Origin of the sequence: Roseobacter weihaiensis (genome assembly GCF_020622345.1) — a bacterium.
Taxonomy (GTDB): Bacteria; Pseudomonadota; Alphaproteobacteria; order Rhodobacterales; family Rhodobacteraceae; genus Roseobacter; species Roseobacter weihaiensis.
Genome location: NZ_JACNMO010000009.1, coordinates 113300 through 140208, shown reverse-complemented (window position 1 = coordinate 140208; position 26909 = coordinate 113300). Strand labels below are relative to the sequence as shown.

Genomic DNA, 26909 nt, shown 5'->3' with positions numbered 1-26909 from the left:
TGCCATGGACTTCGATTTCAACTACGACACGGCAGCCGCCGTGCCTGTCATCATGGGGCAAGACAACCCCGACACAATGGTCGTGCTGCAGGCCGTCGAGTACGTCGACGAGCGCGGCAAGGTGCAGTACCGCAAGGAGCTGCGCAAAACAGTCCTGATTGCACCTGCCACCGAGGATACCCCGCCGCCTGCCATCCAGCGCAGGCGGAAGGGAAAAGGCCCCGGCTTCCCCACATACTACAAGGTCGATAGCAGCTGGCCGATCACCGACCTCGGTGAGTTGGAGGCGACGCTGCAGCACCTGCTCAAAACGGCGCACCCCCGCACGACGAACGCCTACAAGTGTGTGATCAGGGGCGCGATCACGCAGGCCTCAGCCAGTATCTTCCGCCGCATCTTCAAAAAGAGCGACCCCCGCCGCGCCATCGTCGATGTACCGCGCCGGTGGATCATGTTCGACGTGGACTGCGGGCCACCCTTCCCCGAAGGCTGGGAGCAGAACCCAAAGCACTGGGCGCGCTACCTGATCCGCGAGTGCCTGCCGCCCGAGCTCCACGATGCCGGGTGCATCGTACGATGGTCCTCCTCTATGCTGGGCGGCGCACGGGACATCAGCAAGGCACACGTCTGGTGCCTGAGCGACCGGCCCGTCAGCTCGCAGGAGATGCAGGACTGGACATACGGCTTCGCCTGCGACCGCAGCCTGTTTCAACCCGGTCACGTCCACTACACCGCAGAGGCGCGCTACTGGGGCATCAGACTGCGCGAGAACGCCGATCCTGATGGCCCGCCGCTCGCGCTGCCGGGCTTGGTCAAGGACCCACTGCCACGCCTACTGCGCCTCAACGGACCCCGCGTGAAGGTGCCGACCGACATCGAGCCCTTCCGCGAGAAGAAGGCGAAGATGGCGCAGATCAAGGAACGCGCTAGCAGTGCCACCAGCATGAGCGTGCAGGAACGTGCAGCCGAGATCGTGGACTACGGCCCCGGTGGCGACGCCACCGGCAAACCGACGCTGCACCACCAACTGCTCAGTCTGGCTGGTGCCTACGTCAACGAGGTCTACCCCGACGGATCGTTCGAGGAGCTGCAGCAGCTGGTGGCGCATGTCACGAAGCACCCGCTGCGGGATGATATCGAGTTCGCCCTGCGCATGAATGAAGGCTTGAGGGGTCAGTTTCGCTACTGCTATCGGCAGCAATCTTGGTCTGAAAGCCAGCTAGCTGAACGCGCGGCAGAGGCCGAGGAGAAGCACCGCGCGAGAGTTGCAGCTGTGCCGAAGCCACTCGGTGACTTCCGGACTCTTCTGCGTAGGGCCTTCGGTACGGAGAAGTGAACCAGTTCATTATCAAAGGGCTGAGGCGCAGCGTCGAGGTCGAGCGTTCCATGCTCGACATCGGGTGGCCGCTCATGCCGCTGCCTCTGATCCCGACGCCGTTGCTGATGAATTGTAACGACGTAGGGGTCGGAAAGACGTTCGTGACGTTGCAAGAGGTGATCGAGCTGACCCGCATGAGCGACGACCGCATCCTGATCGTCGCCGCAACCATCAAGCTGGCCAACCAGATCATGCGGGACCTACGCGCCGCCAAGGTCAGCGTGCACGTCTACCACGGCCCCGACCGTGAGTGGCAGGACGTTGACCCCGCCGAGCGAGGCAACCACCGCCCCGGTAAGCCCCTGTCCGTCGTTGACAACGAGCCTGCCTGCACCCAGTACGACATCGCCCACCACCTGATCACCGGACGCGGGCGCAAGCGCTCTGTCTGCCACGTAAAGACCAAGGACGGCGTGAAAGGCGCGACGTGCCCCAACGCGGACACCTGCCCGATCTATCGCCCGACGCTCCGAGCGCACCAGCCGCAGGTGCTGGTGGCCACACATCCGATGGCAGTTCTCGGTTTACCAACAGAGCAGCGCGCCAGGTTCAAGCAGCTGATCATCGACGAGGACGCTTTCGGCACACTGGTCGCAGGCGAAAACACAGAGCGTGTCAGCGGCGCGCTGGCGACCGCCCTGCGCGACGAGATCATCGAGGCCCACAGGCGCGCAGCAGGCCGTCCACACGGCAGGCTGAGCCGCGATGACCTGCCGTCGCCGAAGTTGATCACTGCACTGCGCGGCGTCTACAACCGCGCCATTGTCGAGCTGCGCAGCCGCCCCAATGTCGATGATCGGCGCGCCGAGTCAAAGAGGCTCGGCACCGACGCGTTGAACAATCAGGCGATCTGGGTTGCCTGCCTCTATCTCGACCAGTTGCTGGAGACGATGCGCTGCCGCCCAGACCTTGATCTGGTGCCCGGCACACGCATCCAATGGCGACCAAGCAGCCGGGGCGACAAACTCGATGCTGTGCTGCGCCACCGCGCGCCGTTGGCCACACACCTCAGCGAGGTCGTCAACGTGGCTCTGTTGTCCGCCACGGCCTCGCCCATGTATGGCCGCCTGTTCTCCAGCGTAACGCAGGCGGCCCTCACACCAGCTCCACGGCCCTACACGCGGTTCGTCAAGATCAATGGGTCGAAGACTACGAAGACCGCGCTGAAGCAGGACGGGCGGCTGGAGGAGATCGTCCAGATCATCGAGCTGCTCGACCAGCGGTTTTTCCCCGAGTACGCCACCGACGAGAGCAAGCCGGGGGGGGTTACGTCGTCGCGCCGGAGGTGCTCGCTGATAAGCTCCGCGAGCTGGACCTGCCGCGTCGGTTCGAAGTCCTGCACCACAACAGCACGATGGGGAGCAACGACCTCAAGGACGCGCGGTGGGGCCTGACCATCGGGCAGGTGCTGCCTCAGGTGCACGACCTCGTGCCGGAGATCGAAGCCCTGATCGGCGATGTCATCGAGGACGCCGACGACAACATGTGGCAGCGGCACGAAATTGAGCGCCAGACTACCGGAGGCGTGCCATACACCGTCGTGCGCTACGTGCACGAGAACCCGTTCCTGACGGAGCGCATGCGGGCAATCACCGAGGCGCAGGTGCTACAGTCCGTTCGAGGCCGTGCACAGCGCCGCACTGCCGACGCCCAGTACGATCATTTCTTCTACACTGACGCCCTGCACGACAACATCGAGATCGATGACATCGTGACCACCGACCAGCTCTACAGTTGGTACGAGATGCTGGCCGACATGGGGATTGTACCGGACCTCAATGCCAAGCGCGTTGCCTGCTTGAACGAGCTGGTGGCCACCATACTGGCCGACCGTTTCGCCGACGCCAAGGCAGTCGAGAACCATCGCGACTACCGTCGCCGGGAGTTCGGCGAAACCAAAGAGGCGCTGGTCGACGCACACCGCTTTACTGACCCCCGAGCCTATACCCTGAAGCTGCCCGACTTGGTGTTTGCCGTACCGGTTCTGATCGATGCGCTGGACGATGACGACGCGTACGGCTTGATCGATGAGCTGATCGCTGATGGCACACTGCCTGCAGGCACTGAACTGAAGACCCGGCGCGGAGAACGCGAGAACCAGAAAGTGAACCTGAAGTCGCTGAAGAACCTGAAGAGAGGAGCCGCTCATGGCACAGCGTAAGGTCGAAGAGACCCACAATATCCCGAAGGACTGGGGCACCATCCCACGCGACTGGGACCGCATCCCGCCCGGTGCCCTGCCACGCAAACAGCGCGAAAGGGTCGCCTATTGGCGGCAGGGCTGGTTCGTCAGGATGGCAGCGAAGGGCGTCGTGCCTGATCCAGCCGTCGACCAGAAGCTCGGCTCTCTGGCGCTTGAGCTGCTGCCCGAACTGGTGACCAACCCGATGCAGTTGAAGCCATACTGGGACCATAAGCCGTTGGACGTGGTGCACCGGGTCTGGACCCATGAGCCGCTGCCCATGTTCCTGCAGTTGAAGCCGCACAGCCCGCGCTATGCCGTGCTGGTTCACGCGGCTAACCACGAGGACGGAGAGCGCCTGTTGCGCGCTCTGGTGCCGACCGCCTCGACCATCGAAATGAGGAAAGCATAATGACGCCTGACGACCACCGACTGCTGCGGTACCTCGAACTCAAGCTGGACTACGCCGTATCACCGATCCCAACCCTCGCAGCGGTGACCCCGCCGCCCGTGACTGGCCTGACTACAGCGGCATGTGATTTTTCCACGATTCTTTCCAACATCGCCCCGGTGCCCAGCGCCTGGCATTTGTGTTCGAGTGTTGGAAAAGCGTTGGAAAAAATATTTTATGGCTATCTGTGAGCTGTCGAAATCCGCTAAGGTATTGATTTAATGGTACCACCTCCCCGGCTTGAACGGGGGACCTCCTGATCCACAATCAGGCGCTCTAACCAACTGAGCTAAGGCGGCACTGCGTCGGATTTAGCCTCCGCGTCTGGGAAATGCAAGAGGGTTAAAAGTGATAGCTCCAGCTCTGCTCGACAAGATCCTGGCCAAAAGAGTGCACCGGTTTTGACGACTCCAACTGCCAGCCCGTGGCCTTGTAAAGCGCGCAGGCAGCACTGTGGCTTTCATGGGTCCAAAGCTGCATCCTGAGGTAGCCGTGGTCTTTGGCAAAGGCCATGCAGGTCTCCAACAACTGGCGCCCCAACCCCTTGCCACGGGCTTCGGGTACCAACAAAAAGAGACGCAGCTTGGCGCACTCTGCGCTCTGGCGCACGCAAAAGATCGACCCCAGACGCACATCGCCCTCAACCGCGATCCATGCGGCCTCCCGCTCAGGATCATGTCCGCTGAGAAAAGCATCCACAATCTCTGCCACCAGCACGCCAAAGCTGGGGTCAAAGCCTTCATCCTGCGCGTAGCGGATGCGGTGTTGGTCAACCAGCCAATCCCGGTCGGTCCGGTTTAAAGGGCGAAGGGTCACGTCTTCCATCCTCTCATCTGATCCCATCTGCGCTTGCTTTTCAAGCTCTTGCAGGCTAGCGATGCGCCACTTCATCAAGGAGGACCTCATGGGGATCGACACAGAGCGCGACATTGAAGCCAACCTTCAGATCGGACCGACCGACAAGGGGATGGTCCGCATTTACGTAGAAGCGGACGGTGTTGAAATTCCCATGGATTTCGCGCCGGACGATGCGGATGAAATCGCAGAAGAGATCAAAGCCGCGGCACTGCGCGCCCGCGGCACGGCAAAACCTCGCCGTTAGGTCCACTCTGGCTGCGCACCGGGATCGCGCAATGCCTGCAAGCGTCGCGCCGCTGTTGATCCAAAGGTCTGCACCACCGATTTGCGGCGGGCCGGGGCCAATCTGCGCTCAGGGCCCATCCGTATGATCTCACCCCCGTAAGCGTCCGCAACGATCAAACCCGTGTCGTCGGGGAGCAGTTCGGTCGGAAACGCGGCGTCCACCGCCCAGAAAAACCGGTCACACCACTCCAGATAACCGCGCCATTTGCTGTCTGATCTGAAATCGGCCCAGCTTGACTTACATTCAATCACCCAGATCTCTGACTTTGCGCCCAGGGCCATTACATCAACACGCAGTCCCCGTGCCGGCACCAGTTCTTCCACGGTGCAGAACCCATGGCTCGACATCAGGCGGGATGTGCCGCGCGCCAGGAGCTGGCCTGGTTGAAAACACTGCAAATCTTCTTGTGTCATGCTTCAAATATGAACATTACAAGAACATCAATCAACAATAATCTTGTTGCAGGCCATCCGCCACTTGTTCTGGCACCTTGTGCGTCTTAAGTGCTGTGCGTGACGGGTGCTGCTTTTCTCGTGACTGGTTACGTTCCAGTGGCCTTAAGCAAATCCGAGGGAGCTGGCTCTGTCCTGGCCCTGGCCTGGTTACCTGGCGCCCACCTGTATATACAGGTCCTCGGGAATAAAAAACCAAACGGTTACAGCGGGCCCGTCACACCCGCTGCCCTTCAAAAAGTCAGATGATCTCGTGGATCAGCGGCGACCCAACTGGTCGCGCTTGCGCTCTACGCGTACAGGGATCAGCAGCTCGTCCTGCCGCGTTTCGGCGAAAATTGACCGGAAAAAAGATACGATGGCATCAAACATTTCTGCTCTCCTTTGGGATTAAGATGGCATTTCTGGATGAAATGTCCAGAGCCTTTACCCTTGAAAATAGCGATAAATGGGACTGTAGGCGCAAATTATTACCAATTTGTTCACCTGTGAGGTGTTCCACCCTGCTCTTCTGCAATCTTGGCATTTTCAACACGCACCATCTGCGCCAACGCCCAGGCAAACTGCACTCCGGAAAAAACGATTCCATTCAGAATCCAGAAGGCGACTGCCGCCATCACACCGATATCAGACGTGCCAACCAGATGGCGCAGGTTTGCCACGTTAAAGATCAGGATCATTGCCACAAAGGCGAGTGAAATACCAAATCCATTGAGGGCGCTCACCAGATATAGTCGGAAGATACGGGGCATGTTCCAGCTCCTTTCAGTTCGGAAAATAGCACGCAGGGTCCGCCACGCAAGCGTCAGAATGCCTCAGGCTGGGCCTCACGCGCCATGTGATCCAGCACTGCATTCACGAATTTCGGCTCCTTGCCGCCTTCGAAAAACGCGCGGGCCACATCGACATATTCAGTGATGACCACCTTTGGCGGCGCGTCAGCGATCTGCAACTCGGCCCCTGCCGCCCGAAAAAGCGCGCGCAGCGTCGGGTCAATGCGTCCCAAGGGCCATTTCGCCACCAGAGCCCGGTCGGTCAACTGGTCAATGGCGGCCTGATAATTCACCGCCTGCTCCAAAAGGCGGTCAAAGAGATCGATGTCGCCGTCCAGCATCTCCTGCCCCTCATAGGTTGCCCCAAACCGGTGGTCGAGAAATTCACGGCGCACTGCCTCGACGGTCTGGGCAGAATGCTCCATCTGAAACAGCGCCTGCACCGCGTAAAGCCGGGCTGCCGACTTCATCTTGCGACGTTGATTGCCGGAAAGGTTGCCGTGAAGAGAACTCATGCAGTCTTGGATCCATCTGTGTCACCGGCCATCAAGAGTTCCTGCCCTTGCGGCTTGAACCCGATGCCTTTGCGCTCTGCCGCCCACTTACGAGCGAGCGCGATCAGATGCAAGGCTGCCGCTGCGGCCCCACCCCCCTTGTTCTGCCCCGCAACCTCCGCCCGGACCTCAGCCTGCGCGCGGGTCTCGACGGTCAGGATGCCATTGCCAATGCAAAGCCCCTGCAAGCCCAGCAATTGCAGCGCCCGGCTGCTGTCATTGCACACCGTCTCATAATGCGTGGTCTCGCCCCGGATCACACAGCCCAGAGCGACATAGCCGTCAAAATTGCTGCAACGATCCGCCAAGCCAATCGCCGTTGGCACCTCAAGCGCGCCCGGCATCTCTGCCAGCTCCCAGCTGCCACCGGCGGCTTCGATCTCGGCCTTGGCCCCGGCCACAAGCTGGTCGGCGATGTCCTTATAGTAGGGAGCCACGACAATCAGGATCTTGACCGGTTTGTCAAAATCGGGGCGCGGCAGGACGTAGTGGTCTTCGTTCGCAGCCATGGCTTTTACTCCTTGGTGATCGGGCGCGTGCCCACGATGGAGAGGTTGTAGGCTTCCAGCCCGAGGTACTTGGTCTGCGGGCTGTCGGTCAGCAGAATGAGGTCCCGCAGGCCCATCGTCGACATGATCTGCGCGCCGGTCCCGGTGCGTTTGATGGTGCGCGGGCCTTCGTCCTCGTCATCCTCCAGACGCAATTTCGGATGCGGTTCGCGGAACAGCAGCACAGCCCCCCGGCCCTCCTCCGCGATGATCTGCATCGCGCGGGGCAGCTCATCGGAAGGGCTCGGCCCCAGGCCCAGGACATCCTCCAGCGCGTTGAGCGCATGGGTCCGCACCAATACCGGCTCCGGCGTCGAGATATCGCCCTTCGACAGCATCACATGATCGGTGCCGGTGATCTGATCGGAAAAGATGCGCATCGTCCACTCGCCACCAAACTCCGAGGTGACGCGGCGCTCCGCGCGCTGGCGCAACAGATTGTCATGCTTGTGGCGGTAGGCAATCAAATCACTGATCGCGCCGATCTTCAGCCCGTGCTGGGCGGCAAAGCGCACCAGATCCGGCAGGCGCGCCATCTCCCCATCAGGCCGCATGATCTCGCAGATCACACCGGAGGGATGCAGTCCCGCAAGACGGCTGATATCCACCGCAGCTTCGGTATGGCCCGCGCGCACCAGCACCCCGCCGCGCCGTGCGGCGAGTGGAAAGACATGACCCGGTGTTGCGATATCGGCCTGGCCCTTGCTCTCATCGATGGCCACCGCCACGGTCAGCGCCCGGTCTGCGGCGGAAATCCCTGTGCTCACCCCTTCGCGCGCCTCGATGGACACGGTGAACGCCGTCTCGTGCCGCGAGGAGTTGTTGACCGCCATCATCGGCAATCCCAGAGTCTCTACCCGTTCTGCCGTCAGCGGCAGGCAAATCAGCCCACGGCCATGAGTGGCCATGAAATTGATCGCGGCGGCATCCGCAAACTGGGCCGGGATTACCAGATCCCCTTCGTTCTCGCGGTCTTCGTGATCGACAAGGATAAACATCCGTCCCCTGCGGGCGACCTCGATGATCTCTTCGATGGGCGAAATACTGCTGCGCAAATCCGTCTCGACCGGTCCGGGTGTTTCAAAACTCATAGCAGGATCGCCTCATTGTGCCGTCGCTGGCTCTTAGCCCAAGCGCGCTTTCTTGACCAGTCACCGGACCCGCTAAAGCGCGGGCATATCGCCGAGACGCGCGACGTAACGGGCCAGTGTATCGATCTCAAGGTTGACGCGGTCGCCAACCGCCACGCCCCCCCAGGTGGTGACCTCTTTGGTGTGCGGGATGAAATTCACCCCGAAATCCACGCCGTCGACCTCATTTACTGTCAGCGACGTACCATTGAGCGCCACCGACCCTTTCGGCGCAATAAACCGGGCAAGTGTCCGGGGGGCCCGCAGGGTGACACGCGTGCTGTCGCCCTCATCGCTGACCGCGATAACCTCTGCCACGCCATCCACGTGGCCTGAGACGATATGCCCGCCCAGTTCATCCCCCACCCGCAGGGCGCGCTCAAGGTTCACTTTTGTCCCAACGTCCCAGGTGGCGAGGTTGGTTTTGCTGACCGTCTCGGCGCTGATCTGAACATCGTACCAGTCCTCCCCCAGATCAACCACCGTGAGGCAGACCCCATCCGAGGCAATCGACGCCCCCATATCGATGCCCGAGGTGTCGTAGGATGTCGCAATACGTGCGCGCAGGTCGCCCTGCTGCTCAAGGCTGACGATGGTGCCAATATCCGTTATAATACCCGTAAACATGCTGATCCCGCTCTGCCCATGCCTTGTGTGACGTAGACGTGCAACACCCGGCTGACAAGCCCCCTGCCTTGCTGCGCATTAATCTTGCTGTCATATCTGATCTCTTACTCTACTTCCTTGGGTGGATGAGATTTGAAAAGGACAGTTGTGTGACCCTTGGTCCGGTGAACAAAGACCGCGTTTTCCTGTTTCTGCAGGGGCCGCATGGGCCATTCTTCTGGTCGCTTGCCGAACAGCTCAGGCAGAGCGGCGCGCAGGTTCGGCGCGTCGGCTTTAACGCCGGGGATCGCGCGTTCTGGTTCAACCGTCAAAGCTATATTCCCTTCCGCGGCACTATCGACGGCTGGCCCGACACTTTTGTCGGTCTGGTCAAGGATCACACCGTGACAGATGTCGTGCTTTACGGTGACACACGCCCCGTTCATGCCCAGGCCATCGCGCTGGCCAAGGGACAGGGCCTGCGCGTTCACGTCTTCGAAGAGGGATATCTGAGACCCTATTGGGTCACCTATGAGCAAGGCGGCGCAAACGGTCATTCCAGCCTGATGGCGCTCACCATCGACGCGATGCAGGCCATGGGCGAGGAGCAACCCTTTGAGCCGCCCATTCCACCCGGTCATTGGGGCGATATGCGGCAGCACGTGTTTTACGGTGCGCTTTACCACTGGTTTGTGCTGTTCTGGAACAAGGGCTACCCCCGGTTTCAGCCTCACAGGGCGTTGAACGTCGCGCAGGAATTCAAGCTCTATCTCAGACGCCTGCTGCTGATGCCCTTTCAATCGTTGGAACGGATGCTCGCCACGTTTCGCATCCGTCAGGGCAGCTTTCCCTACCATCTGGCGCTGCTGCAACTGGAGCATGACAGCTCCTTCCAGATGCATGGGCCCTTCCAGACGCAAAGCGACTTTCTGGATCTGGTGATCGAAGGCTTTGCCAAAGGCGCGCCCGTACATCATCATCTGGTCTTCAAGGCCCACCCGCTGGAGGATGGACGCGTGCCCGTCCGGCAAGACATCAAACGCCTGGCACGCCGCCACGGGATCGCCGACCGCGTGCACTACGTCCGGGGTGGCAAGCTTGCGGGCGTGCTGACCGATGCGCGCAGCGCTGTCACCGTCAACTCGACGGCAGGCCAGCAAGTACTGTGGCGCGGCATTCCCCTGCGGGCCTTTGGGGCGGCCGTCTACAATAAACCAGAACTGGTTTCACATCAGAGCATCACTGACTTCTTTGCCGATCCGGCCCGTCCGGATGCCCGTGCCTACCGCCAGTTTCGGGACTTTCTGCTCGCCACGAGCCAATTGCCGGGCAGCTATTATGCCCGAAAGGGACGCCGCCAGCTGCTGCGCCAAGTGACCGATTTGATGCTGCAAGGTCATGATCCTTACGCCCTGCCCCACCCGAAAAGCGAAGCAGTTCAGCAACAGTTGCGCGTCGTGCGATAGGCAAAAGCCTTCAAAATAGTGGATTTTTCGAAATTCGAGGATATCGTGCAGCCAAATAATATAAATGACTGACATTTTTTGACAGCGCAATACAGGTCGAGGAGACCGGCAGTGACAGCTATCCGTTTCGCGCGCACGCGCGCCATGACTTTATTGGCGGCTCTGATCGTTGTGTCGGCCTGTGGCCTGCCCAAGGTCGGCCCCAACAAAAACCAGATTTTCAGCGGATCGGTTCAGGAACAAGGGGATGCGTTCGTGGTCGAGGTCAACGACCGTGTCACCCGCGCAACCGCTTTCGTGCCAGCGCTCGGATTTTCCGACAGTTTCAGAAATGCCGCCCGGGTCGGGTCTGATACCATCCAGCCCGGTGATATTCTGGGACTGACGATCTGGGAAAACGTGGACGACGGCCTGCTGGCCGGCGAGGCGCAGAACGCAACCCTGCTGGAACAGGTGCAGGTCGATGGCGATGGCTTTATCTTTGTGCCCTACGCGGGTCGGATCAAAGTGTCAGAGAATTCTCCGGAGACTATTCGCCGGATCATTACGGAAAGGCTCGAAGACCAGACACCGGATCCCCAGGTTGAGGTCCGGCGCCAGGCCGGCGACGGCTCTACCGTTTCGCTTGTCGGGGCCGTCGGCGGACAAGGTGTCTACCCGATCGAGCGCCCCACCCGCACATTGTCGACCATGCTCGCGCGCGCCGGTGGCGTGACGATCGAGCCCGAGATTGCCCAGATCACCGTCCTGCGCGGCAACCAGCAAGGCCGGATCTGGTTCAATGATCTTTACAAGGACCCAAGTGTCGACATCGCGTTGCGCGGCGGGGACCGCATCCTAGTGGAAGAAGACACACGCACCTTCACCTCGCTCGGGGCCACGGGGTCGCAGGCACGGGTGCCATTCAGCAAACAGAATCTCTCCGCACTTGAGGCAATTGCGCAGGTGGGCGGGCTGGTCTCTACCACTTCGGACGCCACGGGCGTGTTCGTTTTGCGCAATGAAACACAGAATATCGCCAACGAAGTTCTGGGCAGAACGGATCTTATCGGGGACCAGCGCATGGTCTATCTGCTGGATCTGACCCAACCCAACGGCATGTTCAAAGCGCGCGATTTCGTGATCCGCGACGGCGATACGCTCTATGTCACCGAAGCCCCGATCACGCAGTGGAACAAAACCATCGGCGCGCTCGTCGGATCGTTGCTTGGCCCCGTTGCCTCCTTTGACCAGCTTGCCAATTAAGGCCTGATGGAGACAGCAAACGCCCCAAAGGCCGCCGATGCTGATCGGCGGCTTTTTGTCTATAACGGCGGCTTTCTGACCGAAAAGCGGATCAAACGCATTCTCGCGCTCTGCGGATATCAGGTCCGACTTGGGGCCCCCGGACCGCAGGACATGGTGGGTGTCTGGGGCAACAGCCCGACCGCCCACCGGGGTGAGGCGGTGGCGGAGCATCGCGGTGTCGGGCTCCTGCGGGTCGAAGATGCTTGGCTGCGCTCGCTCTTTCCCGGTCGGGCCGGGGCCCCTCCCATGGGATTGGTCATCGACGGCCAGGGCGTGCATTATGATGCGCAAACCGCCTCGGAGCTGGAGGTCCTGCTGGCAACGCACCCGCTGGATGACACCGCCCTGCTGGACCGGGCTCGTGGTGCGATTGAACGTCTGAAAGAGGCGCATCTGACCAAATACACCGCCTTTGAGCCCGCAACTGCCGTGCCGCCGCCGGGCTATGTTTTGGTGGTGGATCAAACCGAGGGCGACGCCTCGCTGAAGGCCTGCGGCGCGGATCGCAACCGTTTCCTTGAGATGCTTTTCATCGCGCAGGAAGAACACCCCGGCGCGCGGATCGTCATCAAATCGCATCCTGAAACGACACAAGAGTACCGTCCGGGCTACTACACACAGGCCGATCTGGCGGATCACATCAGTCTTTTGGACAGCCCCGTGAGCCCCTGGACCCTTCTGGAGGGGGCGATTGCCGTCTACACGGTCTCGTCTCAGCTCGGGTTCGAAGCCATCTTTGCCGGCCACAGACCCCGCGTTTTCGGCACGCCGTTTTACGCCGGCTGGGGGCTGACGCAGGATGAGTTTCCCGTCCAGCGCCGACAACGACAGCTCAGCCGCGCCCAGCTCTTTGCCGCTGCCGCCCTGATCTATCCCAAATGGTACGATCCTTTTGCAGACCGCCTGTGTGCATTCGAAACCGCACTGGAGAACCTCGCGGCAGAGACACGCGCGTGGCGAGAGGATCACCGGGGCTGGGTCGCCTCCGGCATGCGTCTATGGAAGCGCGGCCCGCTGCAAGACGCCTTCGGCACCCACAAACCGCTGCTGTTCGAGGATCACCCCGCCAAGGCGCGTGCCACCAAGCGGCCCTGGATGGTCTGGGCCAGCAAAGCAGCTGTGGGTCATGCCGATGCCCTGCGGGTGGAGGACGGCTTTCTGCGCTCGCGCGGGCTGGGGGCCGCCCTTGTGCCCCCGCTGTCTCTGGTGATTGACGATCTGGGCGTTTACTACGATGCCTCCAAACCCAGCCGCCTGGAAAACCTGATCGCGGCGCGGGCCACTCTACGCCCCTATCAGGCGCGGCGGGCCGAAGCGCTGATCCGACAGATCAAGAGCGCCGGGCTCAGCAAGTACAACCTCGGCGGCCGGCAACCGGAATTGCCGCAGGGACACCGTATCCTTGTTGTCGGGCAGGTCGAGGATGACGCCTCACTGATCCACGGCGGCGACAGCATCCGGACCAATGCCGGGCTGCTCAAGGCCACCAGAACCGCCAACCCGGACGCGGTTCTGATCTACAAGCCCCACCCCGATGTGGAGGCCGGCCTGCGCCGCGGTGGTGAGCTATCCGATGATCTTGCGGATGTTGTTGTCCGAGAGGCGGATACCATTTTTCTGCTGCAAGAGGTGCAGGAGGTCTGGACGATGACATCGCTTCTGGGGTTTGAAGCCCTGATCCGTGGCGTCCCGGTTACCACGCTCGGGCTCCCGTTTTACGCCGGATGGCAGCTCACAAACGATCTGGCGCAAGTCCCGCCACGCCGCCGGGCGACCCCGAGCCTTGCAGGTCTGGTGCACGCCTGCCTCATCGATTATCCGCGCTATATGCACCCGGACCTCAAGACCGCCTGTCCCGTCGAAGCCGCGACAGACTGGCTGGCGCAGGCGGACCCGACCCCGCCGCGCAGCTGGCACAACCGTCTGCTGTCAAAGCTGCAAGGTCTCTTTGCCAGTCAGGCCCGTTTGTGGCGGTGACTGAAATCACCGGATCGGCCTTTTTACCGAATCACGCTCGTGCACGCGCCCAGACATGCAGGACATCGCCACCCACCGGATGGCTGCGTTGCAGCGCATACCGCGGCGCCTCTTCCAGCCGACCCAGACCCAAAGCGCCGATCGACGGCAGCCCTTCGGCCCCGATGGCCACCCCGGCGGTGAAGCCGACCAGCTCGTCCACCAGATCCGCCTCCAGCAAGGAGGCTGCCAGGGCGCTGCCCCCTTCACAGAACACACGCGTCAGCCCGTAGCCGGCGAGCTGCCGCAGAACATCCGCCGGATCAAGCTGACTGCCCGCAGACTGACAGGCCAAGAGGTCAGCCCCCAGATCCCGCCAGGTCTGGATCAGATGCGGGTCCGCGTCATGCCCATGACACAGGATAACCGGTGTCTCCTTGGCGGTGCGGGCGATGACCCCCAAAAGCGGTAAATCCAACCGCCTGCTGATGACAACACGCGCGGGCTGCCAGGAGGTACCCAAATCGCGCACGGTCAGCGCAGGATCATCTTTGCGGGCCGTGCCGCCGCCGATCATGACCGCGTCATGCCGCGCCCGCAGCGCATGCACCGCGCGCCGGGCCGCCGAGCCTGTGATCCACTTGCTTTCTCCCGTCGCCGTGGCAATCCGACCGTCAAAGCTGCTGGCGAGTTTCAGCGTCACAAAGGGACGGTCCAAGTCGATCCGGGCAAAGAAACCTGCGTTGTCGTGGTAGGCCTGCGCCTCTGCCAGACCCGTCTGCACCTCGATCCCGGCGTCTGACAGCATCCGCGCGCCTGCGCCGCTGACCCTTGGATCGGGGTCTTCGGTGGCCATGAAGACACGCGCCACGCCTGCCTCGATCAGGGCCTTGGCACAAGGCGGGGTCTTGCCATGGTGGGCGCAAGGCTCCAGCGAGACAAAAACATCAGCGCCCCGCGCCTCAGCCCCGGCCTGCGCCAGCGCCAGCGTTTCCGCATGCGGGCGGCCGCCGGGCTGCGTCCAGCCGCGCCCGACGATGCGGCCCTTTTTGACGATCACGCAGCCAACCGCTGGGTTCGGCCAGACACGCCCCTGTCCGCGCCGCCCCAAGGACAGCGCAAGCGCCATGTGGCGTGCGGAGTCGATCACTCTTCCGGCGGCACGTCAGGCCGCAACTCACTGACAAATTTGTCAAAGTCATCGGCCGCCTGGAAATTCTTGTAGACGCTGGCAAACCGCACATAAGCCACGGTATCAATCCGCGCCAACGCCTCCATCACGATCTCACCGATCTGTTTGGAGCCGATATCGGTCTCCCCCATGCTTTCCAGCCGTCGCACGATACCGGAGATCATCTGGTCGATCCGCTCAGGATCGATGGGGCGTTTCTGCATCGAAATCCGGATGGATCTTTCCAGCTTGTCGCGGTCAAAATCCTCGCGCTTGCCGGTCGATTTTATAACCACCAGATCGCGCAGCTGGACACGTTCATACGTCGTAAAACGTCCGCCACAGGCGGGGCAAAAACGTCTGCGCCGGATCGATACATGATCCTCCGCCGGGCGGCTGTCTTTAACCTGAGTATCGATATTTCCGCAAAACGGGCAGCGCATGGGCCGTCCCCCTTATTTCAGTCTCTGCCTCTCGTTGTGGGATCGTTGCCCCACTTATCCACACTTATAGGCGAGCTGCTAGGTTTTGGGTAGAGGTGAAATGCCTGCCCACATGTTGTGGCAAAAACCGTGTCTTATCGGTCAGCCAGAAACTGACCGACGATCTGACGCCGATGGGGTCGGTCCCGATGCTCAAAGAGATAAATCCCCTGCCATGTTCCCAACGCAGGCCGCCCGGCCGATACCGGAATGCAGAGGCTGACGGGCATCATCGCCGCTTTGATATGGGCAGGCATATCATCGGGGCCTTCCGCCCTGTGCCGCAGATAGGCCATATGCGGGTCATCGGACGGTGGCACGAGGCGGTGGAAAAACGCCTGAAGGTCCCGCTGAACATCGGGATCTGCATTTTCCTGGATCAGGAGCGATGCGGAGGTGTGCTGGACCATCAGGACCAGCACACCCTCCAACTGCCCGGAGAGCCACCGCGTGATCGGGGCGGTACATTCGTAAAGACCGGGGCCATGGGTGTTGATCTCGAAGATGGTCTGCATGTCTACCTCTGTGCCGCTGGCGCGAGTTGCACCTTTCTAAAAACGGTCAAAAAGCTCATCCAGCAGGGTCTCGCAAAAATTATAGGCATGGCCAACGCCCAGGTTTTCCCCCCTGCGTTTCACCGAGACGGAGTAGGAAGACGGGGTGTTGCGCATCTGCTCATCGGGGTTGACCGTGAAAACGACACCGATCTGGTTGGCCATTGTCCTTGAGGGGCCGCGCGGCTCCACGATGTAGAGGCGCTTTCTCAGCCCATCCAGTCCTGCCGCGCGCGTGTAATCCGCAGCCGCACACCAGATGCCACGCGCGCCCACGCCTCGGTCTTCGATCACCTCAAACGTGTCTGCTGTGATTGGTACGACATAAAGACGGTTGACCGTCCGATAGACATTCGCGGCGGCGGGTAAACCCATGGACGCGATCACCAAACCGATAAGAAACCTGCGCATGTAATCCTCCGACGCGACCAACGAGCTTTTTTAGCAATAGTCTAAGAACCGCTTCGCTCAAAGTCCCAACCTGTTGACGTCTGATGTGATCGCTGCCACGCAAAAAGGGCGGCCATGCGACCGCCCTTGCCCGTATCCCCTGATGTGCCCTGAAGGCAGGGTCTTACTGATCCAAAAAGGACCGCAGCTTGCGCGACCGGCTCGGGTGCTTGAGCTTGCGCAGCGCTTTCGCTTCGATCTGGCGGATACGCTCGCGGGTCACGCTGAACTGCTGGCCCACCTCTTCGAGTGTGTGGTCGGTGTTCATCCCGATGCCGAAGCGCATGCGCAGCACGCGCTCTTCACGCGGCGTGAGTGAGGCCAGCACGCGAGTCGTGGTCTCTTTCAGGTTTTCCTGAATGGCGCTGTCCAGCGGCAAAACCGCGTTCTTGTCCTCGATGAAATCGCCAAGCTGCGAATCTTCCTCGTCGCCAATCGGCGTCTCCAGCGAGATCGGCTCCTTGGCGATCTTCATCACCTTGCGGACTTTCTCCAGCGGCATCTGCAGCTTTTCGGCCAGTTCTTCCGGCGTCGGTTCACGGCCAATCTCGTGCAGCATCTGGCGACCGGTCCGGACCAGCTTGTTGATCGTCTCGATCATATGCACCGGAATACGGATCGTGCGGGCCTGATCCGCGATGGACCGCGTGATCGCCTGGCGAATCCACCAGGTCGCATAGGTGGAGAATTTATAGCCGCGGCGGTATTCGAACTTGTCCACCGCCTTCATCAGACCGATGTTGCCTTCCTGAATGAGATCAAGGAATTGCAGGCCGCGGTTGGTGTATTTTTTCGCGATGGAGATCACCAGACGCAGGTTCGCCTCGACCATTTCCTTCTTGGCCTGACGGGCTTCTTTTTCACCCTTCTGGACCTGCTGAACGATGCGGCGGAATTCAGAGATATCAAGGCCCACATATTGCCCGACCTGCGCCATATCGGTGCGCAGCTCTTCCACCTTGTCGGTGGAGCGCTCGATGAACATCTGCCAGCCCCGACCGGACTTTTCCGCCATCCGCTCCATCCAGTTCGGATCAAGCTCGTAGCCACGGTATTCATCCACGAACTCGCGGCGGTTGATCCGGGCCTGATCCGCCAGTTTGACCATGGCACTGTCAATCTGCATGATCCGGCGGTTGATCCCGTAAAGCTGGTCGATCAGGGCCTCGATCCGATTGTTGTGCAGATGCAGCTCGTTCACCAGCAGCACGATCTCGGCGCGCAGTTTCTGATAGAGCCCCTCATCCGTCGCGCTAAAGCTGCCGTCCTCATTGAGCGTCGCGGAAATGCGGCTGTCCTGCATTTCGCTCAGCTTTGCGTAGTCGCCGGCAATGATGTCGAGCGCTTCGAGCACCTGCGGCTTCAAGGCTGCTTCCATGGCCGCCAGGCTCATGTTTGCCTGTTCGTCCTCGTCGTCCTCGTCGTCCTGGGCAATCGGGTTACCGTCCGCGTCAAGCTCGGGGGTCGCCTCGTCTTTCTTGGCGGGGGCCCCGTCCCCCGAGACCACCGGCTCATCGACGCCACCATCCTCATCCAACTGGTTGCCGAAAGTGGCTTCCAAGTCGATCACATCGCGCAGCAGAATGTCTTCGGACAAAAGTTCATCGCGCCAGATCGTGATCGCCTGAAACGTCAGCGGGCTTTCGCAAAGCCCCGCGATCATGGTGTTCCGCCCGGCCTCGATCCGCTTGGCAATCGCGATCTCGCCCTCGCGGCTCAGCAGCTCGACCGAGCCCATCTCGCGCAAATACATCCGCACAGGATCGTCGGTACGGTCGAGCTTTTCCGCCGTGCCAGAGCCTAGCGTGACCTCGCGGGTGCCTTCCGTCGTGGTCAGCTCCGTGGAGCCCTTGGCTTCTTCTTCCTCGGCGTCCTCGTCTTCGATGATGTTGATGCCCATCTCGGAGAGCATCGACATCACGTCTTCGATCTGTTCGGAACTCACCTGATCCGGGGGCAGAACCGTGTTCAGCTGATCGTAAGTGATGTAGCCTTTTTCGCGCGCCTCGCCGATCATCTTCTTGACGGCGGCTTGACTCATATCAAGCGAGTGGCCCGCTTCCTGATCGTCTGGCTTTGCGTCTTCGTTGGTATCTTTCGCGGCCATAGACTGCTCCTCACAGGTAACACCGATTCGCTCGCCCGAATCACAAGAGAATCATCTCGTGTTTTGGCTGATTCGGCCAGCCGTTAAGACTTAATAATTCATGGTTTTGCGTTCAAATATCGTTAACCATGCGGTTTCCGCGACTTTATCGTCGCAAGGAGTGCATCCAACGCGCTCCGTTCGTCCCGGCTGATTCGCGCACCGTTGTCTCCAATTTCATACTCGGCCCGGTCCTCCTGCCCGCTTCTCAAAGCCTTGTCGGCAGCCTTTGCAGCTTCGGACAAGCGCCACGTCAGACCTTCGTCCGCAACACCGCTCAAATCCTCTGCCGCTTCTGCTATTTCCGCATCGAGCCCCCGCGCCGCCTGAAGCTTTGCCAGTTCTTCGGCCACCGTCATCCGGACCTTTTCCGGGTCTCCTGGGGTACGGATGCAGGGCACAATTGCCACATGGCTCTGACCCAGCAGGTTTTCAAGGGCGTCCGGCCCAATCGCCTGCGCGATTTTGTCCCTTAAATCGTCAGGTGTGGCGGACATGTAACGCAACAGCATATCCCGCAGACCCGCATGCACCGGATCAATGCAGCGCATGCGCTCCAGTTCCACTTCGAACCCCTCGATCACCTGCGGGCATTTTGCAAGCGCTGCAAGGATAACCGCCTCGCGCATGTGCTCGGCGATGTCGGGGCTCTGCGCCGTCGCCAGGGTCGAGGCCTTGGTGCTCGCCAAGGCATGTTGCGGCGCTGCATGCCAGCGCGACGCGCCCCCGGCCCGGCCCTTGCCGCCCCCCTGACGCTGCGGCCGAAAGAGTTGCCAGCGCAGGTCCTTGATCTCCTGCCCGTAATGGCTTCGGATCGAGGGATCCTTGATAAGCATGATCTTTTCGCGCAGCGCCTTGTCGAGGGCTGCCTTGCGTTCAGGGCTGTCAAACACACGCCCCTCGGTCTCGCGCTGCCAGAGCAGACGCACCATCGGCAGGGCCGCATCCAGCAGCTTTTGCAGCGCGCCCGCCCCCTGCGCGCGCAGCAGATCATCCGGGTCCTGGCCCGGCGGCATGATCGCAAACCGCAAGGATTGCCCGGCCTGCACCAGTGGCAGGGCCAGATCGATCAGCCGCATCGCCGCCCGCAGGCCCGCGGTATCCCCGTCCAGCGCGATAATCGGCTCGGGCGCGATCCGCCACAGCATCTGCAGCTGGTTTTCCGTGATCGCCGTCCCGAGCGGGGCGACCGCCGCCTCGAACCCCGCGGAGGCCAGCGCGATCACATCCATGTAGCCTTCGGCCACGATCAGCGGCTGGCCCTTGCCCGCAGCCGTCCGCGCCGGGGCCTGATTATAAAGGCTGCGACCTTTGTCAAAAAGCGCAGTTTCGGGGGAATTGAGGTATTTGGCATTGTCATTGGGGTCCATCGCCCGTCCGCCAAAGGCAATCGCCCGCCCCCGCGCATCTCGGATCGGATAGATGATCCGACCGCGAAACGTGTCATAGGGCTTGCCGCCCTTGCTGGAGGGTTTGGCCAGACCGGCCCCGAGGATCAGATCATCCGCCACATCCTTGGCCTTGAGGTGGTCCCACAACCCCTGCCACTGGTCGGGGGCAAAGCCGATCTCCCACCGCTCCAGCACCTGTGGTCCCAGGCCGCGACGCGCCAGATAGGCGCGCGCATCGGCAGCCGCCCCGGTGTTGAGCTGAAGCCGGAAGAACTTGACCGCAAGCTCCATCACCTCCGTCAGCTGCGTGCGCAGATCGGCCTTTTCCTGCGCTTTCGGGTCCCGTTCCGGCATCGGCATGCCTGCCTCGCGCGCCAGGATTTCCACCGCTTCCATGAAGCCCACGTTTTCAGTCTCGCGCACGAAGGAAATAGCATCCCCCTTAGCGTGACAGCCAAAGCAGTAATAAAATCCCTTGCGATCATCGACGTGGAAAGAGGCCGACTTTTCCTGATGGAAGGGGCATGGGGCCCACATGTCGCCCTTGCCCTGATTGGACTTGCGCGCGTCCCACATGACCTTACGACCGACCACCTGTGTCAGGCTCGATCTCGATCTCAATTCGTCAAGGAATCCGGGCGGCAGGCTCATGCCGCAAGTATCAAGGCAGCGGGGTCGAGAGTCCAGTCATGACACGGCCTGCCTCTGACCTGTTCTGTGTCGCTATTGCTGCAGACAAAGCTCGTTCCACACGTCGCTCAGGTCGTTTTCCCGAACATCCTTCATCGGCATCTCGTAGACCCAGGGCGTGATCAGCGGGATGGCATTGTTAAAGTTCGCGGGCCACTCCGGGTCACTGTCGAGGATGGTTTTCTGCACGCTGCGTTCCTCCACCCGATCCAGTCGGGCCTGCTGAACAGCCGCGACAACCTGGGCCTGGTAGCCGCAGCTCACTTCTTTGTCGCTTTGCGCAACGGCGGGGAGAGCACTAAAGGCCAGAACGGCCGCGAGAGATAGACGCAACATGGTAGAACTCCTGATATGCATTCGAGGCCAGTTTAACGCCGTGCCGCGACAGCTTCCATAGCCTGATTGAGATCGTGCACGAGTGTGACCGCCATGGACCGAAACACCAGGATCAGGAACCGGTCCGCCCCTGTGCGGGTGATGGAGGCGTTCATATGCCCCAGCAGCGTCCGCGCCGTGTGGCCCGTTCCAAACTGCGCGCGTCTCAGGTCAATGGGCACCAGTCGGGCCAGGACATCTTCGGCCCTGTTACCGGACAGCGAGACGCTGGCCCAGGCATCCGTCTGATCGGTCAGGGCGGCATTTTTTTGCAAAGCGGCAGCGGGTGCGGGGCCCGCGAGCAAGACCATCTGCCGCCCGAACCAGATCAGTCGCCTGTCCTTGGTGCCGGTGGTGCGGTTGGGCGCGGGAAAACCCAGACGATAGGCGTTCTGCAGCGCCACCGAGACGGCGTCCTGCTGACCGGCAAAAGGGGCGATGGAGGTCAGCGCCCCGAGGTCAACCTCAACCAATTCCGTGCCGGGGTGCGCGACCGGCAAAAGCCCCGCGCAGGGTTTCTTCGCCTCAAGATCAACCACGCAGGCGTCCTCCTTGGGGATCGACAAAGACCGGCGGGCAGACTTCAGCCAACGTCTCTTTCCCGCGCAGCGCATCCACCACCCGCACCACCTCGCCGTGCCGGTCCCGCCCGCGGCTGAGAAACCCCAGTCCGATGGCGTGCCCCAGCGTGGGCGAGAAGGCCACCGAGGTGACATAGCCCTGATCGTGCGCGCGCCGGGCCGGGGCCGCGCGGTCAAAAAGATGCGCCCCCGCCGTGAGCTCCACCGCCCGGTCCAGAGGCCGCAGCCCCACAAGCTGTTGCCGGTTCGGATCGGTCAGCCCCGGTCGTGCAGCCATCGTCTTGCCGATACAATCCTTGTTGGCGCTCACCATCCGGTCAAACCCGATGTCAAAGGCGGTGGTGGCCCCATGGATTTCAGCATGGGTGAGATGCCCCTTTTCAATGCGCAGCACGTTGAGCGCCTCCATCCCGTAGGCCCCGCCTCCCAGAGCCTCCGCCCGTGCGACCAGCGTGTCGAACAGAGACGCGCCGAAGCGGGCCGGGACCGCGATCTCATAGGCATGTTCCCCCGAGAACGAAATCCTGAACAACCGGCCTTCGACACCTCCGAGAGTGATCGGGCCACAGGTCATGAAAGGCCAGGTTTCATTGTCGAGAGGCCTGTCCAACAGGTCGTTCAGGAGCGTCCGTGACTTTGGCCCCGCAACCGCAAACTGCGCCCACTGCTCGGTCACGGAAGCGAACCGAACGTCCAGATCAGGCCGCAGTGCCTGATGCACAAACTCCAGATGCCGCAGGACCAGCCCCGCCGCTGCGGTGGTTGTGGTCATCAGGAAATGGGTCTCGCCCAGACGCGCGCTGGTGCCGTCGTCCATGACATGACCATCTTCACGCAGCATCAGACCGTAGCGCACCCGCCCGACCTGCAAAGTCGAGAAGGTGTTTGTGTAGACGATATCCAGGAATGTCGCCGCGTCCGGGCCCTGAATATCGATCTTGCCAAGGGTGGAGACATCACAGACACCGACCTTTTCGCGCACCAGCCGCACCTCGCGGTCGCAGGCTTCCCGCCAGGTGGTTTCACCGGCGGCCGGGAAGTAACTCGGCCGGTACCACAGTCCGGCCTCGACCATCGGGGCGTCCCGTTGCACGCTTGCCGCATGCGAGGTGGTGAAGCGGCGGGGGGCAAAGCCCATGCCCTGCCCTCCCGCGCCCATGGCGGCGATCGACACAGGTGTGTAGGGCGGCCGGAAGGTCGTGTTGCCGGTCTCGGGGATACCCCGTCCGGTGGCGTCGGCCAGCAGCGCGAGCGCCGCCACGTTGGAATTCTTGCCCTGATCGGTCGCCATGCCTTGTGTGGTGTAGCGTTTCATGTGCTCGACCGAGCGGAAGTTTTCGGTTGCGGCCTGTTTGATATCCTTGAGCGTGACGTCGTTCTGGTAGTCGAGCCAGGCGCGTCCGGCCCCCGGCACCGCCCAAAACGGCTCAATCCGGTAGGGGGTGTCATCTGCCTCCGGGACATCGGGTGGTGCGGAGGTCACCCCAATCTCTGCCAGCGCATCACGCGCCGCCTGCGCGCCCGCGGCCAGACAGGCGGCTGTGCTGAAGGCCCCGGCACAAGCCCCCGCCGCGACCAGTCCCGGAACCGCCCCCGGTGTCGGCACAAAGCTGGCAATCGCGTCGCACCACGTCGGTTTGCCGTTCATATGGCAGGTTAGATGCACCGTGGGGTTCCACCCGCCGGAGACCGCAAGGCAATCCACCGCAAGCCGTACGATACCGCCCCCGGTCTTTACCGTGATTTCCCTCAGGCCGAGCCATCCGCGCGTGCCTTCGACCATCGCACCTGCATAGAGGGGAAAGTCGCCTTTTGGTCCACTTGCCTTGGGGCGCGGGTCGATAAGGGCCACGACCTCAACCCCGGCTGCCCGCAGATCCAGCGCCGTGCGGTGCGCGTCATTGTTGTTGCCGAAGACGGCCACCCGCCGGCCCGCCGCAACACCCCAGCGGTTGAGATAGGCGCGCACGGCCCCCGCCGTCATGATGCCGGGTCGGTCGTTGTCCGCAAAGGCGATCTGCCGCTCCAGCGCGCCGGCGGCCAGAACGCTACGCTTGGCTACGATCCGCCAGAAGGTCTCGCGCGGGCGGCCCGGCTGCGGTGCTCCCGCCCCGCGTTCGAGCGCGCCATAGGTGCCCTGATCGTAGGCCCCGGTCACGCAGGTGCGTGTCATGACACGCACATTCGGCATCGCCCGCAGCTCCACCGTGGCTTGGGCCGCCCAATCGCTACCCGCCATATCCCCCACCGCATGGCGCTCGGCATTGAGGCGACCGCCGGGCAGGCTGTCTTCGTCAGCGAGGATCACATCGGCCCCCGCCCGCCCCGCCGTGAGCGCCGCCATCAGCCCGGTCGGCCCTGCACCAATCACCAGCAGATCGCAGAAGGCAAAGGCCTTCTCGTAGCGCTCCGCCACGCTTTGGCCGCTGAGCGCGCCCAGACCGGCGGCCCGCCGGATCAGCGGCTCGTAGAGGTGTTCCCAGAAACTGCGCGGCCACATGAAAGTCTTATAGTAGAACCCCGCCCCCAGAAACGGCCAGAGCGCATCATTGACCGCCATCACGTCAAAAGACAGCGAGGGCCAGGCGTTCTGGCTGCGCACCTCCAGCCCGTGGTAGATCTCCAGCGTGGTGGCACGCAGGTTGGGCTCCTGTGCCGCCCCCGTGCCCACCGTGACAAGCGCATTCGGCTCCTCGCTGCCCGCAGTCATCACGCCGCGCGGGCGGTGGTATTTAAACGACCGGGCCATCAGCCGCTGCCCCTTGGCCAGCAGCGCCGAGGCGAAAGTGTCTCCGGCAAAGCCGGTATGGCCGATCCCGTCGAACTGAAACCGGATCGGGCTGCTGCGATCCACCAGGCCTTTGCCGTCAATCCTCATCCAGCGGCACCCTCATCCTGCGCCAAGGCGACCTCAAGCACGGCATGCGTTACCGTATGGCGGGTCACAACCAGCCAGGCACCGCAGCCTGCCTCGTGATGCCAAAGGTCGCGGGTTTCTCCGGCAGGGTTGTCCCGCAGATGCACATAGTCATCCCATGCGGCGACACCTGCGTCCGGCGCCGGGCGGTGCAATGCAACGGCAGCCCCCCGGTAGTAAAATTCCCGGCGATCACGGTCGCCGCAGAGTGGACAGGTCAACCTCATCTGATATCCATCTTCGTCATCTTATTAAATCCCGGACTTGCATCTTGCTAATGCAGGTTGTGCTGCGCGCCGGTGCCTTCCTCGTCCATCAGCCCATGCCCGTCCCGGAACCGGTCCAGCCGAAAGCCGCGCGCCGTTTCGTGCGGCACACCCGTCGCCATCAGATGGGCAAGGGCATACCCTGACGCCGGCACCGCCTTGAAACCGCCATAGCACCAGCCACAGTCGAGAAAGAGACCATACGTATCCGTCTTATCGATGATGGGCGAGCCATCCGGGGTCATATCCATGATCCCGCCCCATGACCGCAAGACCTTGGCCTTGCCGATCATCGGCATCAGGGTCATCCCCGCCTCCATCACATGTTCGGCCATCGGCAGGTTGCCGCGCTGTGCGTATGAGGCGTAGAAATCCAGATCGCCGCCAAACACGAGCCCCCCCTTGTCGGACTGGCTGATGTAGAAATGCCCCATGCCGAAACTGACCACATGGTCGATGCAGGGTTTCAGCCCCTCGGTCACAAAGGCCTGCAGGACGTGGCTCTCGATGGGCAAACGCAGGCCCGCCAGCGCCGCCACCTGACCCGACCGGCCTGCGGTGACAATGCTGACCTTTTTGGCTTTGATCGGCCCGCGGGCGGTCTGGACGCCGCGGACAACGCCGCTTTCAATGTCGATGCCGGTGACCTCGCAATTCTGGATGAGGTCGACGCCCAGCCGATCCGCGCCGCGCGCATATCCCCAGGCCACCGCGTCGTGCCGCGCGGTCCCGCCACGGGCATGCAACAGGCCGCCGTAGATCGGAAACCGCGTGTTGTCAAAGTCCAGGTACGGCAGGTAGCGGCGCACCCCCTCAGGGTCGAGCAGCTCCGCATCGTCGCCCTGCGCGCGCATCGCATTGCCGCGCCGCACGAAGGCATCTCGCTGACCGTCCGAATGGAACAGATTTATGACGCCGCGCTGGGACACCATGGCATTGTAGTTCAGCTCCTGCTCCAGCCCCTCCCACAGCTTCAGCGAATGGCTGTAGAATTCCGAATTGCCGGGGAGGTAGTAATTGGCGCGAATGATCGTCGTGTTGCGCCCGATGTTGCCGCTGCCGATGTAGCCCTTTTCAAGAACCGCGATATTGGTCATGCGGTGGTTCTTGGCAAGGTAGTAAGCGGTCGACAGTCCGTGACCACCGCCACCGATGATGACAGCGTCGTATTCTGCCTTGGGGGCCGGATCGCGCCAGTGCGGCGACCAGCCGGTGTTGCCCGTAAGGCCTTCTTTAAATATCCGCAGACCAGAAAACATCGACAGACAGGCTCCCTGACTTTTGTCACAGCCTAGCAGCAGTTTTCAGCAGCATCCGAGACCAAATCAGACATCCGATGTCGCAGACGGATCATTTGATTGCCAAAACAGCAGGTCAGTCCGCGTAAGCAGCTTTGCGCGCCTCTTTGCTGATCACCTGCGGTGCAACAACCGGCGCGCCCGTGGCATCAAAGAACGGGCTTTGACGCGCCGTGCCATTGAGATAGGCGGCCAGTGACCTCTTGAGCAGCCCGCCCAGCATACGCGACAGCCCCCTGTCCTTGCGGGGCCCGCCGGGCAGCGCCGCCTTGGTGAAACCGTAAGCCACCACCGGGCCAAATGCGTCCGTGCGATCAAACAGCGGCCGCCACATGCCCGCGACCGGAATCCGCGCGCTGCCCGGCGTATTGGCCAGCGGGGTCTTGCAGCATGCCGCATACCAGCGGTGCAGCCCCTTTGGCGACAACCGCAGGCAGGCGATTTGCGCGGCCCCTTCGGTGATCTCAATCCGGGCGGGCAGAACCTGGACGATGGGGCTTCCGCCGCCCGGCTCCAGCGCCTCTGCGTGCCCCATGTGCCGCGCAAAAGCCCGGCAGTCTTTGCAGTAGCACATCAGATGGCAGACGCTCGTCGGTGACACCTCGTGCAAAACACCCTTCAGCGTGCCGCAGGCACATGCGAATGCGATATCAGTCATGTT

At 61.9% G+C, this 26909-nt stretch carries 28 protein-coding genes, 1 tRNA gene and 1 other RNA gene; 10 read left to right on the top strand and 20 right to left on the bottom strand.

Going from position 1 to position 26909, the window contains the following annotated elements; translation table 11 throughout:
* Positions 1-4: 4 nt before the first annotated feature.
* Genes H7847_RS12455 through H7847_RS12435 form a run of 5 tightly spaced genes read left to right on the top strand, consistent with a single transcriptional unit; the run spans position 5 to position 4202 of the window.
* Positions 5-1336, top strand: a complete 1332-nt coding sequence (locus H7847_RS12455; RefSeq protein WP_227269805.1) for a hypothetical protein — start codon at positions 5-7, stop codon at positions 1334-1336.
* The gene (locus tag H7847_RS12450) at positions 1333-2772 is read left to right on the top strand and encodes a DEAD/DEAH box helicase family protein (RefSeq protein WP_227269804.1); all 1440 of its coding nucleotides are present in this window, start codon (positions 1333-1335) and stop codon (positions 2770-2772) included. The genes H7847_RS12455 and H7847_RS12450 overlap by 4 nt, the downstream gene beginning before the upstream one ends.
* Positions 2733-3539, top strand: coding sequence for a hypothetical protein (locus tag H7847_RS12445; RefSeq protein WP_227269803.1), 807 nt, complete (start codon positions 2733-2735; stop codon positions 3537-3539). The genes H7847_RS12450 and H7847_RS12445 overlap by 40 nt, the downstream gene beginning before the upstream one ends.
* Positions 3526-3972 carry a hypothetical protein gene (locus H7847_RS12440; protein ID WP_227269802.1) on the top strand — a complete coding sequence of 149 codons (447 nt, stop codon included), beginning with the start codon at positions 3526-3528 and terminating at the stop codon, positions 3970-3972. The genes H7847_RS12445 and H7847_RS12440 overlap by 14 nt, the downstream gene beginning before the upstream one ends.
* The gene (locus tag H7847_RS12435; protein WP_227269801.1) at positions 3972-4202 is read left to right on the top strand and encodes a hypothetical protein; all 231 of its coding nucleotides are present in this window, start codon (positions 3972-3974) and stop codon (positions 4200-4202) included. Before H7847_RS12440 ends, H7847_RS12435 begins: the two co-directional genes overlap by 1 nt.
* A 31-nt stretch (positions 4203-4233) precedes the next feature.
* Here H7847_RS12435 and H7847_RS12430 read toward each other — a convergent pair.
* Both H7847_RS12430 and H7847_RS12425 read right to left on the bottom strand, forming a co-directional pair.
* Positions 4234-4310 (bottom strand) — tRNA-His (locus tag H7847_RS12430).
* A 43-nt stretch (positions 4311-4353) separates the two neighbouring features.
* Positions 4354-4836, bottom strand: coding sequence for a GNAT family N-acetyltransferase (locus H7847_RS12425; protein WP_227269872.1), 483 nt, complete (start codon positions 4834-4836; stop codon positions 4354-4356).
* 79 nt (positions 4837-4915) lie between these two features.
* On the opposite strand from H7847_RS12425, the gene H7847_RS12420 reads away from it, so the two are divergent.
* Entirely contained in the window at positions 4916-5113 is a 198-nt protein-coding gene (locus H7847_RS12420; protein WP_227269800.1) for a DUF6324 family protein, read from the top strand.
* On the opposite strand, the gene H7847_RS12415 is transcribed toward H7847_RS12420, so the two are convergent.
* Positions 5110-5568: an MmcB family DNA repair protein gene (locus H7847_RS12415; protein WP_227269799.1), complete on the bottom strand. Its 459-nt coding sequence runs from the start codon at positions 5566-5568 to the stop codon at positions 5110-5112. The two genes, H7847_RS12420 and H7847_RS12415, sit on opposite strands and share 4 nt — an antisense overlap.
* A 103-nt stretch (positions 5569-5671) precedes the next feature.
* Between H7847_RS12415 and ssrS the strand changes: the two genes are divergently transcribed.
* Positions 5672-5825, top strand: a non-coding RNA gene (ssrS, locus tag H7847_RS27370) — 6S RNA.
* Between the two features lie 264 nt (positions 5826-6089).
* Here the strand turns inward: ssrS and H7847_RS12410 are convergent.
* From H7847_RS12410 to H7847_RS12390, 5 genes are all read right to left on the bottom strand, one after another.
* Positions 6090-6359 carry a hypothetical protein gene (locus tag H7847_RS12410; RefSeq protein ID WP_227269798.1) on the bottom strand — a complete coding sequence of 90 codons (270 nt, stop codon included), beginning with the start codon at positions 6357-6359 and terminating at the stop codon, positions 6090-6092.
* Between the two features lie 53 nt (positions 6360-6412).
* Positions 6413-6895, bottom strand: coding sequence for a transcription antitermination factor NusB (gene nusB, locus H7847_RS12405; protein WP_227269797.1), 483 nt, complete (start codon positions 6893-6895; stop codon positions 6413-6415).
* Positions 6892-7443, bottom strand: a complete 552-nt coding sequence (locus H7847_RS12400) for a 6,7-dimethyl-8-ribityllumazine synthase (RefSeq protein WP_227269796.1) — start codon at positions 7441-7443, stop codon at positions 6892-6894. Before H7847_RS12400 ends, nusB begins: the two co-directional genes overlap by 4 nt.
* A 5-nt stretch (positions 7444-7448) precedes the next feature.
* Positions 7449-8573, bottom strand: coding sequence for a 3,4-dihydroxy-2-butanone-4-phosphate synthase (ribB, locus tag H7847_RS12395; protein WP_227269795.1), 1125 nt, complete (start codon positions 8571-8573; stop codon positions 7449-7451).
* 72 nt (positions 8574-8645) lie between these two features.
* The gene (locus H7847_RS12390; RefSeq protein ID WP_227269794.1) at positions 8646-9239 is read right to left on the bottom strand and encodes a riboflavin synthase; all 594 of its coding nucleotides are present in this window, start codon (positions 9237-9239) and stop codon (positions 8646-8648) included.
* Between the two features lie 125 nt (positions 9240-9364).
* Between H7847_RS12390 and H7847_RS12385 the strand changes: the two genes are divergently transcribed.
* From H7847_RS12385 to H7847_RS12375, 3 genes are all read left to right on the top strand, one after another.
* A complete protein-coding gene (locus H7847_RS12385) occupies positions 9365-10684 on the top strand; it encodes a capsule biosynthesis protein (protein ID WP_406675993.1) in 1320 nt (439 codons plus the stop codon).
* 144 nt (positions 10685-10828) lie between these two features.
* The gene (locus H7847_RS12380) at positions 10829-11929 is read left to right on the top strand and encodes a polysaccharide biosynthesis/export family protein (RefSeq protein WP_227269871.1); all 1101 of its coding nucleotides are present in this window, start codon (positions 10829-10831) and stop codon (positions 11927-11929) included.
* A 6-nt stretch (positions 11930-11935) separates the two neighbouring features.
* A complete protein-coding gene (locus H7847_RS12375) occupies positions 11936-13948 on the top strand; it encodes a capsular polysaccharide biosynthesis protein (RefSeq protein WP_227269792.1) in 2013 nt (670 codons plus the stop codon).
* A 31-nt stretch (positions 13949-13979) separates the two neighbouring features.
* Here the strand turns inward: H7847_RS12375 and ribD are convergent, their stop codons facing one another.
* From ribD to H7847_RS12315, 12 genes are all read right to left on the bottom strand, one after another.
* On the bottom strand, positions 13980-15056 hold the full coding sequence (ribD, locus tag H7847_RS12370) for a bifunctional diaminohydroxyphosphoribosylaminopyrimidine deaminase/5-amino-6-(5-phosphoribosylamino)uracil reductase RibD (RefSeq protein ID WP_227269870.1): 1077 nt from the start codon (positions 15054-15056) through the stop codon (positions 13980-13982).
* A gap of 17 nt (positions 15057-15073) precedes the next feature.
* Positions 15074-15541, bottom strand: coding sequence for a transcriptional regulator NrdR (nrdR, locus tag H7847_RS12365; protein WP_227269791.1), 468 nt, complete (start codon positions 15539-15541; stop codon positions 15074-15076).
* Positions 15542-15675: 134 nt separating this feature from the next.
* Entirely contained in the window at positions 15676-16095 is a 420-nt protein-coding gene (locus tag H7847_RS12360; RefSeq protein WP_227269790.1) for a secondary thiamine-phosphate synthase enzyme YjbQ, read from the bottom strand.
* Between the two features lie 36 nt (positions 16096-16131).
* Positions 16132-16545, bottom strand: a complete 414-nt coding sequence (locus H7847_RS12355; RefSeq protein WP_227269789.1) for a hypothetical protein — start codon at positions 16543-16545, stop codon at positions 16132-16134.
* Between the two features lie 163 nt (positions 16546-16708).
* Entirely contained in the window at positions 16709-18691 is a 1983-nt protein-coding gene (rpoD, locus tag H7847_RS12350) for an RNA polymerase sigma factor RpoD (RefSeq protein ID WP_227269788.1), read from the bottom strand.
* Between the two features lie 122 nt (positions 18692-18813).
* Complete coding sequence (gene dnaG / locus H7847_RS12345; protein WP_227269787.1) at positions 18814-20772, bottom strand: DNA primase; 1959 nt, start codon at positions 20770-20772, stop codon at positions 18814-18816.
* Positions 20773-20844: 72 nt separating this feature from the next.
* Positions 20845-21147 carry a hypothetical protein gene (locus H7847_RS12340; protein ID WP_227269786.1) on the bottom strand — a complete coding sequence of 101 codons (303 nt, stop codon included), beginning with the start codon at positions 21145-21147 and terminating at the stop codon, positions 20845-20847.
* Between the two features lie 32 nt (positions 21148-21179).
* Entirely contained in the window at positions 21180-21725 is a 546-nt protein-coding gene (locus tag H7847_RS12335; RefSeq protein ID WP_227269785.1) for a sarcosine oxidase subunit gamma, read from the bottom strand.
* Positions 21718-24645 (bottom strand): sarcosine oxidase subunit alpha family protein, encoded by a 2928-nt coding sequence (locus H7847_RS12330; protein WP_227269784.1) that lies wholly within the window; start codon positions 24643-24645, stop codon positions 21718-21720. Before H7847_RS12330 ends, H7847_RS12335 begins: the two co-directional genes overlap by 8 nt.
* Positions 24642-24911, bottom strand: coding sequence for a sarcosine oxidase subunit delta (locus tag H7847_RS12325; RefSeq protein WP_227269783.1), 270 nt, complete (start codon positions 24909-24911; stop codon positions 24642-24644). Before H7847_RS12325 ends, H7847_RS12330 begins: the two co-directional genes overlap by 4 nt.
* 47 nt (positions 24912-24958) lie before the next feature.
* A complete protein-coding gene (locus H7847_RS12320) occupies positions 24959-26209 on the bottom strand; it encodes a sarcosine oxidase subunit beta family protein (RefSeq protein ID WP_227269782.1) in 1251 nt (416 codons plus the stop codon).
* A 115-nt stretch (positions 26210-26324) separates the two neighbouring features.
* Positions 26325-26906 (bottom strand): DUF6151 family protein, encoded by a 582-nt coding sequence (locus H7847_RS12315; RefSeq protein WP_227269781.1) that lies wholly within the window; start codon positions 26904-26906, stop codon positions 26325-26327.
* Positions 26907-26909 lie beyond the last annotated feature (3 nt).